12 protein-coding genes are annotated in these 13947 nt (G+C 63.7%); 5 read left to right on the top strand and 7 right to left on the bottom strand.

Going from position 1 to position 13947, the window contains the following annotated elements:
• Nucleotides 1-19: 19 nt before the first annotated feature.
• On the bottom strand, nucleotides 20-2305 hold the full coding sequence (locus OU419_RS05255; RefSeq protein ID WP_254471049.1) for a TonB-dependent receptor: 2286 nt from the start codon (nucleotides 2303-2305) through the stop codon (nucleotides 20-22).
• 202 nt (nucleotides 2306-2507) lie between these two features.
• Here OU419_RS05255 and OU419_RS05250 point away from each other — a divergent pair, with 202 nt between their 5' ends.
• The 3 genes from OU419_RS05250 to OU419_RS05240 all read left to right on the top strand — a co-directional run bounded on the left by OU419_RS05250 (nucleotide 2508) and on the right by OU419_RS05240 (nucleotide 5876).
• Nucleotides 2508-3188 carry a Fe2+-dependent dioxygenase gene (locus OU419_RS05250; RefSeq protein WP_254471050.1) on the top strand — a complete coding sequence of 227 codons (681 nt, stop codon included), beginning with the start codon at nucleotides 2508-2510 and terminating at the stop codon, nucleotides 3186-3188.
• A gap of 4 nt (nucleotides 3189-3192) precedes the next feature.
• Nucleotides 3193-3969: a tetratricopeptide repeat protein gene (locus OU419_RS05245; protein WP_254471051.1), complete on the top strand. Its 777-nt coding sequence runs from the start codon at nucleotides 3193-3195 to the stop codon at nucleotides 3967-3969.
• A gap of 101 nt (nucleotides 3970-4070) precedes the next feature.
• On the top strand, nucleotides 4071-5876 hold the full coding sequence (locus OU419_RS05240; RefSeq protein ID WP_254471052.1) for a phosphoethanolamine transferase CptA: 1806 nt from the start codon (nucleotides 4071-4073) through the stop codon (nucleotides 5874-5876).
• A 185-nt stretch (nucleotides 5877-6061) separates the two neighbouring features.
• On the opposite strand, the gene OU419_RS05235 is transcribed toward OU419_RS05240, so the two are convergent.
• Together OU419_RS05235 and OU419_RS05230 are read right to left on the bottom strand one after the other, a co-directional pair.
• Nucleotides 6062-6304, bottom strand: coding sequence for a VOC family protein (locus OU419_RS05235; RefSeq protein ID WP_254471053.1), 243 nt, complete (start codon nucleotides 6302-6304; stop codon nucleotides 6062-6064).
• A gap of 43 nt (nucleotides 6305-6347) precedes the next feature.
• Nucleotides 6348-7511: a type III PLP-dependent enzyme gene (locus OU419_RS05230; RefSeq protein WP_254471054.1), complete on the bottom strand. Its 1164-nt coding sequence runs from the start codon at nucleotides 7509-7511 to the stop codon at nucleotides 6348-6350.
• A gap of 611 nt (nucleotides 7512-8122) precedes the next feature.
• On the opposite strand from OU419_RS05230, the gene OU419_RS05225 reads away from it, so the two are divergent.
• On the top strand, nucleotides 8123-9706 hold the full coding sequence (locus OU419_RS05225; protein ID WP_254471055.1) for a peptide chain release factor 3: 1584 nt from the start codon (nucleotides 8123-8125) through the stop codon (nucleotides 9704-9706).
• An 89-nt stretch (nucleotides 9707-9795) separates the two neighbouring features.
• On the opposite strand, the gene OU419_RS05220 is transcribed toward OU419_RS05225, so the two are convergent.
• Entirely contained in the window at nucleotides 9796-10809 is a 1014-nt protein-coding gene (locus OU419_RS05220) for a M14 family metallopeptidase (protein ID WP_254471056.1), read from the bottom strand.
• A 102-nt stretch (nucleotides 10810-10911) separates the two neighbouring features.
• Between OU419_RS05220 and OU419_RS05215 the strand changes: the two genes are divergently transcribed.
• The gene (locus OU419_RS05215) at nucleotides 10912-11535 is read left to right on the top strand and encodes a TetR/AcrR family transcriptional regulator (RefSeq protein WP_254471057.1); all 624 of its coding nucleotides are present in this window, start codon (nucleotides 10912-10914) and stop codon (nucleotides 11533-11535) included.
• A 47-nt stretch (nucleotides 11536-11582) separates the two neighbouring features.
• On the opposite strand, the gene OU419_RS05210 is transcribed toward OU419_RS05215, so the two are convergent.
• From OU419_RS05210 to OU419_RS05200, 3 genes are all read right to left on the bottom strand, one after another.
• A complete protein-coding gene (locus tag OU419_RS05210; RefSeq protein ID WP_254471058.1) occupies nucleotides 11583-12332 on the bottom strand; it encodes an ABC transporter permease in 750 nt (249 codons plus the stop codon).
• A 13-nt stretch (nucleotides 12333-12345) separates the two neighbouring features.
• Nucleotides 12346-13056: an ABC transporter permease gene (locus OU419_RS05205; RefSeq protein ID WP_254471059.1), complete on the bottom strand. Its 711-nt coding sequence runs from the start codon at nucleotides 13054-13056 to the stop codon at nucleotides 12346-12348.
• Nucleotides 13057-13121: 65 nt separating this feature from the next.
• On the bottom strand, nucleotides 13122-13907 hold the full coding sequence (locus OU419_RS05200; RefSeq protein ID WP_254471060.1) for a transporter substrate-binding domain-containing protein: 786 nt from the start codon (nucleotides 13905-13907) through the stop codon (nucleotides 13122-13124).
• Nucleotides 13908-13947: the final 40 nt, after the last annotated feature.

Genomic DNA, 13947 nt, shown 5'->3' with positions numbered 1-13947 from the left:
TTCGCCCAGGGGGCGGACCTTAGAAGTGGAAGTTGGTGCTCAGCAGAACGGTGCGGCCGGCGGCCTGCGACGCGTAGTGCGAGGCGTAGGCCTTGTCGAAGTACTTCTTGTCGAAGACGTTCTGCACGTTCAGCTGGAAGTCGACGTTCTTGCTCAGCTTGTAGCTGGCCATCGCGTCGTAGCGCCAGTAGTCCGGGACGTACATGGTGTTGGCCACGTCGCCGTACACCTTGTCGACATAGAAGGTGCCGCCGCCGATGGTGGCGTTGGGCAGGATGTCGTAGGTGGTCCACAGACTGAAGCTGTTTTCCGGAGTGTTGGGCATCTTGTTGCCGTCGTTGGACACGGCGGTGGCGTTCACCGTGCCGTTACGACCGGCCTTGCCAGCCTTGACCAGTTCGCTGTCGAGGTAGCTGTAGCCGGCGAAGACCTTCCATTTGTCGGTCAGCTTGCCGCTGGCGGAGAGCTCCACGCCGTCTACGCGGGACTGGCCGGCGTTATCATAGGTCTGGTTGGCCACCAGCACGCGGGCGTTGTCCTTGTCGGTACGGAAGATCGCCGCGGTCAGCTCCAGGCGCTCGTCGAAGAAGTTCCACTTGGTACCGATTTCGTAGTTGGTGGTTTCTTCGGGCTCCAGGTTGTTCTTCACCGCGAAGGTGTCGACCGAGTTGGAGGTGTCGCCGTTGTCGAGCATGGCGCCCGGCGGGGTCGCCGAGGTGGCATAGGATGCGTAGATGCTGCCGTTGGGCGCCGGCTTGTAGACCACGCCGGCCTGCCAGTTCCAGAAATTCGAACTGTCTTCGAACTTGGTGCCCTTGGCGTGATCCTTGGCGGTGGTTTCGAAGCTGTCGAAACGCGCGCCGACGTTGATCTGCCATTGTTCGTTCAGGTCGATGGTGTCGAAGCCGTAGATCGCCTTGGTGGTGGCGACGGTGTTCAGCGGCGTGTAGTTGCGGCTGATGCTGCCATTCCACGGATCGTGCGGGTTCGGGTTTTCCAGGCTGGTGCAGTTGTAGCCGCTAGGCGCGCCAACGATCGCCGGGCGGCACTTGTTGCTGTTAAGCCCGGTGTTGGTGTTGACCGTGTAGGAGTCGCGCTTGCTGTCTTCGCGGGTGAACTCCAGGCCGGTGGTGAAGCTGTTCTTGAAGCCGGCGACGTAGAACTCGCCGAACAGGTCGGTCTGGTTGGTCGCGGTGGTGGTGGTGCTGATGCGGTTGTTGTTGCGCCGCCAGACCGTACCGTTGTTGATGTTGCCCTGGCTGTCGTCCGGCTGGGTCCAGATATAGTCCTGGTGAGCGGTGCCGTAGCGCGTGGTGTTGCGCAGGCTCAGGGCATCGTTGAAATCGTGCTCGACGGTGATGGTGCTGGTGTCGATGCGGCTCTTCTGGAAGTCGCGGTCTTCCAGGCCGTAATAGTTGTCGCGATCGACATGCACCGGCTTGTCCGGGTTGTGCTTGCTGCGATCGGCGCTCTTGGCGTAGGGAATGCCCGAGTCCGGGGTATCGTCGCTTTCCAGATGGTAGTGGCTGACGGTGAGACGGGTCGGACCGTTGAGGCCGAAGGTCAGCGACGGCGCAATACCCCAGCGGCTGGCGTCCACCGCCTGGCGGCCGGCGACGTTCTGGTCGTGGGTCATCAGGTTCAGGCGGAAGGCGGCGTTGCCGTCGAGGAATTCCTGGTTGGTGTCGATGGTGTAGCGGCGGGTCTGGTCAGAGCCATAGGTGAAGCTGCCATCGGTGAAGTTGCCGGCCTTGGCCTGCTTGCTGATCAGGTTCAGGCTGCCACCGGCCGAGCCACGGCCGCCAAACGCCGAGTTCGGCCCCTTGCTGACTTCGATCTGTTCGAGGTTGAACACCTCGCGGGACTGCGCGCCGGTGTCGCGCACGCCATCCACGTAAGTGTCGCTCTGCGCGTCGAAGCCACGGATGAAGGGACGGTCGCCGGTCGGGTTACCACCCTCGCCTGCGCCGAAGGTAATGCCCGGGACGGTACGCAGGGCGTCCTGCAGGGTCAGCGCGCCGGTGTCCTTGATCACCTGCTGCGGCACGACGGTCACCGAGCGCGGGGTATCCAGCAGCGGCGCGGTGTACTTCTTCGACGCGGACTTCTCGACATTGTAGGTAGTCGGATCCTGCTGCTGAGCGCCAACGACAGTGTCGGCATCCAGGGACAGCACGTCCTGGCTCGGTTTCCCCTCCGCGGCATGCACCAGGTGACTGCCGGACATGGCGGTGATCGCTACACCGACGGCGGATACCAGCAGACGCGGCTTGGTGCCGGCGAGATCGGACGATTGGCGCGACATTGCAAATCCCTCCCCAGGGGGTCATGAAGGCCGCGCAATTTATTGCAATTAAGAATTTGTATCAATTACCAGATATTCTCATACGCACATGATTTACAAGATTTACACTTTACCCATGCGAAACGCAGGGTCATGACAGTTGTAGCCAGCTGTTGCAAATCATTATCATTGGCAAACTTTCAGGCATCGATGGAACCGCACCATGCTGCTGCATATTCCCGGCATTTTCTCCCGTGACGAGGTCGCACGTATTCGGGGGGCCCTGGAACAGGCCGAGTGGGCTGACGGCAAGAGCACCGCCGGCTACCAGTCGGCCCGCGCCAAACACAATCTGCAGTTGCCCCAGGACCACCCGCTGGCCAGGGAAATCGGCGAAGCCATGCTGCAGCGCCTGTGGAGCAACCCGCTGTTCCAGTCCGCCGCCCTTCCGCACAAGGTCTTCCCGCCGCTGTTCAACTGCTACACCGGTGGCGGCTCGTTCGACTTCCACATCGACAACGCCGTGCGCGATATCGCTGGCGGCCGCGAGCGGGTGCGCACCGATGTGTCGTCGACGCTGTTCTTCAGCGATCCTGATGACTACGACGGCGGCGAACTGGTGATCCAGGACACCTATGGCACCCAGCAGGTCAAGCTGCCGGCCGGCGACCTAGTGCTCTACCCCGCCACCAGCCTGCACAAGGTCAATCCTGTGACCCGCGGCGCACGCATCGCCTCGTTCTTCTGGACCCAGAGCCTGGTGCGCGAGGACAGCCAGCGTGCCCTGCTGTTCCAGATGGACCAGTCGATCCAGGCGCTGACCCGCGATGTGCCAGACCACCCGGCGCTGATCGAGCTGACCGGCACCTATCACAACCTGCTGCGCCGCTGGGTGGACGTCTGAGCCGATGAGTTTCGTCCTGCGCCGCGATGAGGAAGTCAGCCTCAACGACTTGAACGATCCCCGCCAGGCTGCCCGGCTGATCCTCTGCGCGGCACGCGACGGCGAGCTGGAAGCCCAGGCTCTGCTCGGGCAGATACTTCTAGACGGCCACGGCATCGAGCGGGACCCGGCGCTGGCGCTGACCTGGTTCGGCATCGCCGCCCAGCGCGGCCACGCGATGGCGCGCAACATGCTCGGTCGCTGCCTGGAGCACGGCTGGGGTTGCACCGCCGATCCTGCCGCGGCCGCTGGCCACTACGCTCTGGCAGCCGAAGCCGACCTGGATTGGGCGATGTACAACCTGGCCAACCTGCTGGCCACCGGACGCGGCGTGGCACGCGACGAAGCCCATGCTCTGGCGCTGTACCGCCGCGCCGCTGATCTGGGGCATGCCAAGTCGATGAATCTGGTCGGCCGCTTCCACGAGGAAGGACTGGTGGTACCACGCGATGTCGAGGCCGCGTACCGCTGGTACGAACGCTCCGCCGAAGCCGGAGACTTCCGCGGCCAGTTCAGCCTCGCCACGATGCTGGCCGAGCGCGGCGACCTCGGCGGCGCCCTGTCCTGGCTGCAACGCGCACTGGAGGGCGGCAACCTGAACTTCCTTCGGGTCGCCCGGGAACAACTGGCCAACTCCCCGCTGGCGGCATTGCGCCAATTGGCAACGGCATACTGCCAACGCGCCGCCGAACTTGGCGACGCTTCCGACCGCAGCCGCCTGGAAGCCGCTCGCACAGCATAATTCTGTTTCAATTTGACATAATTTTCACGTCACCACGGGTAGCCTCGCCGCCTTTCCGCGGCTGCTGACTGCAGCCGTTTGTCCGACTCGACGAGGCGTATGTGTCTACCACTACTTCCCCTTCCGTCCGCAAAGGCGTCGACTGGGCCGGCCTGGGCTGGCTGTTCCTGTTCTTCTGGTACTTTTCCGGTGTCACCCAACTGCTGATCCTGCTCAGCGGCACCACCGGGTTCGCCGGTTTCCGCGATGCCTTCTTCCTCAGTTCACTCTGGCTTGCTCCGGTGCTGCTGCTGCCGCGCTGGACCCGTGGCATCTCCGCCGTCATCGGCCTGGTGCTGTGGGGCGCCTCGCTGGTCGGACTGAGCTACTTCGGCATCTATCACCAGGAGTTCTCGCAGAGCGTCATCTTCGTCATGTTCGAGTCGAACACGGCGGAAGCCGGCGAGTACTTCAGTCAGTACTTCAGTCTCTGGCTGTGCCTTGCACTGCTGGTCTACACCGTGGTCGCCGTGCTGCTGTGGCGCCGTGTGCGTCCGGTCAGCCTGCCGCAGTACTCCCGCGTCCCGGTGGCGGTGCTGCTGGTGGCGATGAACCTGCTCTATCCCTTCTACAAGCAGATGGTGACCCAGGGGCGCAGCTTCGACGAAGCCCTGGAGAAGGTGCAGCAGCGCATGGAGCCTGCGGTGCCGTGGCAGTTGGTGGTCGGCTATCGCCAGTACCGCCAGCAACTGGACAACATGCAGAAACTGCTGGAACAGAACGCCTCCCTGCCGCCGCTGCAGCACCTGCGGGACAGCACCGGCGACGCGCCGCGCACCCTGGTGCTGGTACTGGGCGAGTCCACTACCCGCGAGCACATGCACCTTTACGGCTACCCGCGCGAGACCACGCCGAACCTCGACGCCCTCGCGGCCGACGGCAAGAACCTCACGGTGTTCAGCAATGTGGTCGCGCCGCGTCCGTACACCATCGAGGTAATGCAGCAGATCCTCACTTTCGGTGACGAGCAGAACCCCAACAAGTTCCTCACCGATCCGTCGTTGATCAACCTGATGAAACAGGCCGGCTACAAGACGTTCTGGATCACCAACCAGCAGACGATGACCAAGCGCAACACGATGCTCACCACCTTCTCGCAGCAGACGGACGAGCAGGCCTACCTGAACAACCAGCGCAACCAGAACGCCAGCCAGTACGACGGCGTAGTGCTGGCCCCGTTCGAGAAGGCGCTAAAGGATCCGGCGCCGAAGAAGTTCATCGTCGTCCACCTGCTGGGGACGCACATGGACTATCGCTACCGCTACCCGGAAGAGTACGCCTACTTCAAGGACCGCCAGGGCGCTCCGGCGGCGCTGTCCGACGACCAGGTGGAAACCTACAACTTCTATGACAACGCCGTCCGCTACAACGACTTCGTCATCTCCAGCCTGATCAAGCGTTACTCGGCAGCCGACCCGAACGGGTTCCTGCTGTACCTCTCCGACCACGGCGAAGATGTCTACAGCTCGGGTAACCACGACCGCCTGGGCCGCAACGAGAACGCCCCGACCCGGCCGATGTACACCATCCCGTTCATGATCTGGACCTCGCCGAGCTGGCAGGCCGAGCACCCGCGCAACCTGCAGGTCGCGGCCAGCCGTCCGTATAGCAGCTCGCACCTGATCCACACCATCTCGGACCTCGCCGGCCTGAGCTACGACCGCTTCGAGCCGGCCAAGAGCCTGGTGAACGACCAGTTCGCCGTGGTCCCGCGCTGGATCGGCGACCCGTACAAGAAGGATGGCCTGCACGACTTCGACAAGCTGCCGCTGGACAAATCGGCGCCGCAGCAGGAGATCGTCAAGGGAAGCCGGGCGCCGACCACCGCGCAGATACCGGAGAAGGTCAGGCCGCCCCACGAAGGCTGATCCACTCTGTTTGACGAAACGCCCCGCTCTGCGGGGCGTTTTCATTTGGCACGACCTATTCGCGCTCACTCGGGCAGAACCAGCTCCCCGGCGGGGGTGAACGAGACGAACGGATTGAAGGCGCACTCCCAGAGATGCCCGTCCGGGTCGGCAACATATCCCGAGCAACCATTCCAGGACACATGCTACGGAGCCTTGGTGGCGCGGCTACCGGCAGCCACGGCCAGCGCCTGACGCCCGTAGAGCGCCAGTACCAGGTGGCGCCCCTGCGGGAAGACGATGTTTTCGTTGCTGCTGGAAGACAGGTTGCAGTCCGGCCGCTGGTAGTACTGCCGTGATCGGATATACCCAGCGTGATGATGGAAATTCCGGCTGTCGGCAAGCTCGATACTCCGCAGGACGAGCTTCCAGCCTAGCAGTTCGCACAAATGAAAAAGCCCCGCGGTGCGGGGCTTTTCAGTGCAGCGAGTGTTACAGGTAGAACGCTTTCAGCGGCGGGAAGCCGTTGAATTCCACCGCGCTGTAGCTGGTGGTGTACGCACCGGTGGACAGCCAGTACAGGCGATCGCCAGCGGCCAGGTTCAGCGGCAGGCCGTACTTGTAGTGTTCGTACATGATGTCGGCGCTGTCGCAGGTCGGGCCGGCGATCACCACTTCTTCCAGCTCGCCCTGCTTCTCCACGTGGATCGGGAACTTGATGGACTCGTCCATGGTTTCGATCAGGCCGGAGAACTTGCCCACGTCGGTGAACACCCAGCGCTCCACGGCGGTACGCGACTTGCGCGCCACCAACACCACTTCGCTGACCAGGATACCGGCGTTGGCGATCAGCGAACGGCCCGGCTCCAGGATGATTTCCGGCAGCTCGTCGCCGAAGTCTTCCTTGAGGAAGCGAATGATTTCCTCCGCGTAGGTTTCCAGGCTGTTGGTCTTGGCGATGTAGTTGGCCGGGAAGCCGCCGCCCATGTTGATCATCTGAAGCGTAATGCCGTCTTCTTCCTTCAGGCGCTCGAAGATGACCTTCACCTTGGCGATGGCCGCATCCCACACGCCGATGTCGCGCTGCTGCGAGCCGACGTGGAAGGACACGCCGTACGGTACCAGGCCCAGGTCGCGGGCAAGCACCAGCAGGTCCATGGCCATGTCGGTCTGGCAGCCGAACTTGCGCGACAGCGGCCAGTCGGCGGAGGTGGAGCCTTCGGTGAGGATGCGCACGTAGACCTTCGACCCCGGTGCGGCCTTGGCGATATTGCGCAGGTCAGCCTCGGAATCGGTGGCGAACAGACGCACGCCCTTCTCATAGAAGTAACGGATGTCGCGGGCTTTCTTGATGGTGTTGCCGTAGCTGATCTTCTCCGGCCCCACGCCGGTCTTCATCACCTTGTCCAGCTCATAGATGGAGGCGATGTCGAAGTTCGAGCCCTTGTCGCGCAACAGCTCGGTGATCTCGGTGGCGGGGTTGGCCTTCACCGCGTAGTAGATCTTGGCGAAGGGGAAGCAGTCGGTCAGTTGGTCGTATGCGTTGGCGATGGTCTGCTTGTCGATGACGACGAAGGGGGTTTCCTGCTTGTCGGCGAACGCCTTCATGCGCTGGAAGGTTTCGGGGGCGAAGTAATCCTCGACCTTGATGGACATGGTTGGGACTCCAAATGGCAAAACACGTAATTGAAAAGAGGGACGGCTCTTGTCTTTCGAGCCATGAACGCCTGATCAGTTTCCCCACTTTGGTTCGCCTACTTCCCAAGGCATGTCGCCGAGCATTACCGGTTCCGACTTCTCCAGGGCTCCCTGCCCCTGCCGGGGCGGCGGAGTCGCCAGGTCGGCAACCTCTCGTCGTCAGTACTTGAGCCGGATGGATCGTTTCCAGCATGAGCGTTCGGGCGCGAACTTTAGGACCAGAGGCACCACAGATCAATCAAAAATTGCCGCTTTTTCATAACCCTTTGTCGCGACCCGGCGTTTCGTTTCGAATCCTTAACAAAACGTCATGAAATGCTGCACAGACGCGGGTTTCAGCCGAATGACAAGAGGTGTCGGCCGACCTTTTCTACCCGAATGAGGAGCCCATTGCCGGACTCACCGTCGCGCCCCTGGGAAACCGTCTGGGAGCGAGTTCAGCGAAGCCACCTGGCCGCGGAACAACCACCGGGTGCCCGGTGGCGCTGATTGGCCGGTCATTTCCCGTTATAATCCCGCGCTTTTGGGCCGATCCGGGCCCATCATCGATTCCAGCCAGGCACGCATCCATGACCATCCAGGCCGCCGAAGTCGCCAAACGCCGCACGTTCGCGATCATTTCCCACCCCGACGCCGGTAAGACCACCATTACCGAGAAGCTCCTGCTGATGGGCAAGGCGATCGCCGTCGCCGGTACCGTGAAGTCGCGTAAATCCGACCGTCACGCCACCTCCGACTGGATGGAGATGGAGAAACAGCGCGGCATTTCCATCACCACCTCGGTGATGCAGTTCCCCTACCGCGAGCACATGATCAACCTGCTCGACACTCCCGGCCACGAAGACTTCTCCGAAGACACCTACCGCACCCTGACCGCGGTGGACTCGGCACTGATGGTCCTCGATGGCGGCAAGGGCGTAGAGCCACGCACCATCGCCCTGATGGAAGTCTGCCGGCTGCGCGACACGCCCATCGTCAGCTTCATCAACAAACTCGACCGCGACATCCGCGACCCCATCGAGCTGCTCGACGAAATCGAAGCGGTCCTGAAGATCAAGGCCGCGCCCATCACCTGGCCGATCGGCTGCTACAAGGACTTCAAGGGCGTGTACCACCTCGCCCAGGACAAGATCATCGTCTACGTGCCCGGCCACGGCCACGAGCGCATCGAGACGAAGATTATCGACAAGCTCGACTCCGACGAAGCCCGTGCGCACCTGGGCGACCTCTACGACAGCTTCCTCGACGAACTGGAACTGGTGCAGGGCGCCTGCCATGAGTTCGACAAGGACGCCTTCCTCAAGGGCGAAATGACCCCGGTGTTCTTCGGCACCGCGCTGGGCAACTTCGGCGTAGACCAGGTACTCGACTGCATCGTCGACTGGGCGCCGCAACCGCTGGAGCGTGGAGCCCACGAGCGCACCGTGGCGCCGACCGAGGAAAAGTTCTCCGGCTTCGTGTTCAAGATCCAGGCGAACATGGACCCGAAACACCGCGACCGCATTGCCTTCATGCGCATCTGTTCGGGCAAGTACGAGAAGGGCATGAAGATGCGCCACGTGCGCCTGGGCAAGGACGTGAAGATCGCCGACGCGCTGACCTTTTTCTCCAGCGAGCGTGAGCAACTGGAAGAGGCTTATGCCGGCGACATCATCGGCCTGCACAACCACGGCACCATACAGATCGGCGACACCTTCACCGAAGGCGAGGCGCTGGGCTTCACCGGCATCCCCCACTTCGCCCCGGAACTGTTCCGCCGCGTGCGCCTGAAGGACCCGCTCAAGTCCAAGCAGCTGCGCCAGGGCCTGCAGGAGCTGGCCGAGGAAGGCGCGACGCAGGTGTTCTTCCCCGAGCGCAACAACGACATCATCCTTGGCGCCGTCGGCGTGCTGCAGTTCGACGTCGTCGCCAGCCGCCTGAAAGAGGAATACAAGGTCGAGTGCGCCTACGAGCAGATCAACGTCTGGTCCGCGCGCTGGATCGAGTGCAAGGACGAGAAGAAGCTCAAGGAGTTCAAGGACAAGGCCTTCGAGAACCTGTCCGTGGACGGCGGCGGCCACCTCACCTACCTGGCGCCGACCCGCGTGAACCTGAGCCTGATGGAAGAGCGCTGGCCGGACATCACCTTCCGCGCCACCCGCGAACACCACTGAGTTCCTGCCATCGAAAACGCCCGCCTCGCGCGGGCGTTTTCATTCGTGCCAGCCGCGATTGCAGGCCATGCCACGCGAGACGCGCCCCGTCACGGATCGAGCGCCCCCGCACTCCAGGTGCTCGATGGCACGCTGCCGGTCAGCTTGGCGGCAATCGCTCCCCGCGGAATCAGCCGGTCGCGGTATCGCGTGGCGAACATGCCGGCCTGCGGGGCGCGCAGGACATGCTCGCTGGCTGCGTCGCCGGGCCGCGCAATGATGCGGCCGATGCGCTCGCCCGCCCCGATCCAGTCGCCCAGCTCGCGCTCGAACACCAGCACGCCGGCGACAGGGGCGAACACCGTTTCCATGAAGCCGATGGGCGTGGCGATACCCTTCCACTCCGGTAGCGGCTGCGCATCGCTCACCACACCGCGGGCGCCGAGGAAGCGGTAGATGCCATCGGCGTCCTGCCGCGCCAGCGCATCGCTGACATCGCCCTGGCCGCGCAGCTCGACGGTGGCCACCAGGCGCCCGGCAAAGTCCTGCTCGGCGAGCCAGGGTGCAATCACCACTTCCTCGAAGGCACCGTCGCTGTCCCCATCCCAGATGATCGCCAGTTCGGCGCGCAGTGCCGCGGCCAGGTCCTGGCCCGCCGGCCAGAAGCACTCATGCAGGTAGACGTATTGCACTGCCTCGTCGTCGGTATGCAGATCGAGCACGATGTCCGCCGGCGCCGCCAGTTCGGCGAGGCGCTTCTGCCAGAGCGAGAGGTTGTCCAGCGTACCGCCGGCAGCCGCCGAGGCCGGGAAGCCACGGTTGAAGTTGCGCGAAGTCGCGTCGTGGTGGCGGCCGAGAATGCGCCCCTGGCGAAACTGCCCGATGCCGATCGGATTGGCTTGCGGAACCAGCGTCACGCTGCCGTGCAGCACACCGCGTTCGGCGGCGTCGCGCAGACGCGCAAGCAGCTCGTGGAGCACCAGCATCCCGGCGATCTCATCGGCGTGCACGCCGGCCTGCAGATGCACTTTCGGCCCCGGCCTGCCAGCATCGATACGCCAGGCGCGCACCCGCAGTTCGGCTCCCGAGTCTCCCGGCACACTGAAAGAAACATCCTCGATCATCCAGCCTCCCCTCTCTCCGAATCGCCAATGGAAATCTTCCTTCGCGGCTCCTAGTATCGGAGCCACCGAACCCGCAAATCTCCCCGCAGAAGGACGCCGCCCGTGGATAGCCCTCGCCAGAAAGCCCAGCGCGCCACCTCGGGGGAGCGCCGCAACCATCTGGTGCGCGCCTGCCTCAAGTGCCTGGTCAGCGAAGGCCACGCGGGCATCTCGGTGCGCCGCATCGCCAGGGAAGCCGGTGTCGCCGTCGGGCTGGTGAACCACCACTTCGGCAGCATCGACGCACTCGTCGCCCAGGCCTACGAGACCCTCGCCAGCGAAGTCACCCAGGCGCTCTACCAACAGGTCGATGCCGTCGGCGACGACCCCGCCGCGCGCATGGAAGCCTTCCTCACCGGCTCCTTCTCGCCCCAGGTTCTGGACCCCGACCTGCTCAGCCCCTGGGTAGTATTCTGGAGCCTGATCCGCCACTCGCCGCCAGTGAACGAAGCACACGAGCGCGGCTACCACAGTTACCTCGCCATCCTCGAAAAACTCATCGGCGACCTCGCCCACGCCGAAGGCTTCGCCGTGGCGCGCCCGCGCCTGGCCGCCATCGGGCTCTCCGCCATGCTCGACGGCCTCTGGCTGGAGTGGTGCCTGAACCCTGCCACCTTCAGCGCCGAGGACGGCCTGGAACTCAGCCGCCGCTGGGTGGAGGGATTGCGTCGCGGCGCCTACGCCTGACGATCTGCAGCGCACCGGCTGAGTGTCGTTGGGCGAATCATGGATTATCAGACCGCCGTTCTTGCTCGACGCTTGCCCAGCCAGGAACGCTGCGCCGGCTTCTGCGCCTCGCGGCGAACCGGCGTGGTGCGCTCCAGTACGGCGAACAGCGCCTCGATGATGAATGTCAGGCAGATGTAGATCGCGGCCACCAGCAGCAGCGGCTCGTATATCTGGAAGGTCTGCGCGCGCACCACGTTGGCCGCGCCGAGCAGGTCGACCACGGCGATGGTGGAAGCCAGCGCGGTGGACTTGAGCAGCATCACGCTCTCCCCCGCCAGGGTCGGCAGCAGCAGGCGGATAGCCCGTGGCAGCCAGACGCGGTAGAGCACCAGCCGGTGGTTCATGCCGAATGCCGAGGCCGCTTCCAGTTCACCCCGGGGCACGGCTTTCAAGCCGCCGCGCACCACCTCGCCAACGTAGGCGCCGACCGACAGGATCAGGGCAATGACGATGTACCAGAAGCCATCGCGCAGATAGGGCCAGAGGAAGCTGCCGCGGATCAGCGGGAACTGCGCGAACAGGCTGCCCAGCCCGTAGTAGAAGATGTAGATCTGCACCAGCAGCGGCGTGCCGCGAATCACGCTGGTGTACGCCAGCGCCAGGCGCGAGACGAGGAAATTGCGCGACATCCGCGCCAGCGCCACGCCCAGCGCCAGCACGAAGCCCAACGAGGCGGAAATCAGCAGGAGCACCAGGGTGGTACCCAGACCTTTCAAGAGCAGGGCACCGTAGACCAATAGCCAGTGTTCGTTCATCGCCGCGCCTCGTTCAGACCGCCGGAATCCAGCGGCGGAAACGCCGCTCCAGGTAGCCCGCGAACAGATTGGAAAGCACGGTGAGCACGTAGTACAGCGCCGCCGCGGTGAGGTAGAAGGTCAGGTAGTGCCGAGTCGACCCGGCGGCCTGCTTGGCGGTGTAGAGCAACTCGTTGGTGCCCACCACGCTGATCAGCGCGCTGTCCTTGATCAGGTTGACCCACAAGTTGGCCATACCCGCCAGTGCGTTGGGCGCCATCATCGGCAGAGTCACCCGGCGGAACAGACCCAAGCCGTGCATGCCATAGGCGCGCGCCGCCTCGATCTGCCCATAGGGAATCGACTGGATCGCACCACGGAATATCTCCGACGCATAAGCCCCCTGCACCAGGCCGAGCACGACGACGGCCACCGCCATGCCGTTGAGCTTCACCTCGCCGTAACCAAGCCAGGCGAAAAACTGGTTGAGCCCCATCGAACCGACGTAGAACAGCAGCAGGATCAGCAGCAGCTCAGGCACCGCGCGGCACAGCGTGGTATAGCCGCGCGCCAGCATCGCCAGCGGCCAGGGCCCGCCGATCTTCGCGCTGGCCGCGGCGAGCCCGATCGACAAGCCGACCAGGAAGGCGCCGACGGAAATCTGCAGGGTGACCAGCAGCCCCTTGAGTAGCGCCGGGCCCCAGCCGGTGGCACCGAAGCCGATCAGGTCGAAGATGCTTTGCATGGCATTCTCCACGACGAAGTCTCACCCGCGCGCCACGATGACTGGCGCGCAGGCGATCAACGGAGTCACTGCTTAGGCGCGACGCTCATGCCGAAGTACTTGTCCGACAGCGCTTTGTAATCGTCGCTGGCGAGCAGTTTGCCGATGGCGTCGTCGAGCCGCGCCTTGAGAGCGGCGTCGTCCTTGCGCAGGCCGGCGCCGACGCCGCGGCCGAACACCGGGTCGTACTTCACCTCGCCCTTGTTGACGATGCCAGCGGCCTGGGCATCCGGCGACTTGACGAAGGACGCTACCGCAATGCCGTCGGCCATCATCAGGTCGATACGTCCCGCCACCAGGTCGGCGTTCACCGAGTCCTGGGTGTCGTAGTAGCGCACATCGGCGATCTTCTCGTAGTACTTCTTCAGGTAGTTGGAGCTGACGGTGGATATCTGCACGCCAATGGTCTTGCCCTTCAGACCCTCGGGGCTGATCTGCACATCCACCGCCTGCGGCGCGGCGACCGCCACCGGAGTGTCGTAGTACGGACGGCTGAAGGCGATCTGCTTCTCGCGCTCGTCGGTGATGGACATGGAGTTGAAGATCACGTCGATCTTCTTCGCCAGCAGCGCCGGGATGATGCCGTCCCAGGCCACCTCATCGATCTCGCACTGCGCCTGCATCTGCGCGCAGACCTTGTGAATCAGGTCCGGCTCGAAGCCGGTCCAACTACCATCGGGCTGTTTCTGCGAGAACGGCGGATAGGGTTCGGCGGCCAGGGCGAAGCGAATCGTCTCGGCGTGGGCGCTCGTCGCGCCGGCCACCAGCATCGCCGCACCCACCATCCAGTTGCACAGACCTTTCTTGTTCATCGTGATCCCCTGCCTTGTTTTCGATTGTTATGGGTCACGC

This window comes from Pseudomonas triclosanedens, assembly GCF_026686735.1.
Classification (GTDB): Bacteria; Pseudomonadota; Gammaproteobacteria; order Pseudomonadales; family Pseudomonadaceae; genus Pseudomonas; species Pseudomonas triclosanedens.
This window is presented reverse-complemented; position numbering and strand designations above follow the sequence as displayed.

Coding starts and splice junctions, on each gene's coding strand:
- OU419_RS05225 (WP_254471055.1), top strand. CDS start 8,123: ATGACCATCCAGGCCGCCGAAGTCGCCAAACGCCGCACGTTCGCGATC.
- OU419_RS05255 (WP_254471049.1), bottom strand. CDS start 2,305: ATGTCGCGCCAATCGTCCGATCTCGCCGGCACCAAGCCGCGTCTGCTG.
- OU419_RS05250 (WP_254471050.1), top strand. CDS start 2,508: ATGCTGCTGCATATTCCCGGCATTTTCTCCCGTGACGAGGTCGCACGT.
- OU419_RS05205 (WP_254471059.1), bottom strand. CDS start 13,056: ATGCAAAGCATCTTCGACCTGATCGGCTTCGGTGCCACCGGCTGGGGC.
- OU419_RS05245 (WP_254471051.1), top strand. CDS start 3,193: ATGAGTTTCGTCCTGCGCCGCGATGAGGAAGTCAGCCTCAACGACTTG.
- OU419_RS05210 (WP_254471058.1), bottom strand. CDS start 12,332: ATGAACGAACACTGGCTATTGGTCTACGGTGCCCTGCTCTTGAAAGGT.
- OU419_RS05230 (WP_254471054.1), bottom strand. CDS start 7,511: ATGTCCATCAAGGTCGAGGATTACTTCGCCCCCGAAACCTTCCAGCGC.
- OU419_RS05220 (WP_254471056.1), bottom strand. CDS start 10,809: ATGATCGAGGATGTTTCTTTCAGTGTGCCGGGAGACTCGGGAGCCGAA.
- OU419_RS05200 (WP_254471060.1), bottom strand. CDS start 13,907: ATGAACAAGAAAGGTCTGTGCAACTGGATGGTGGGTGCGGCGATGCTG.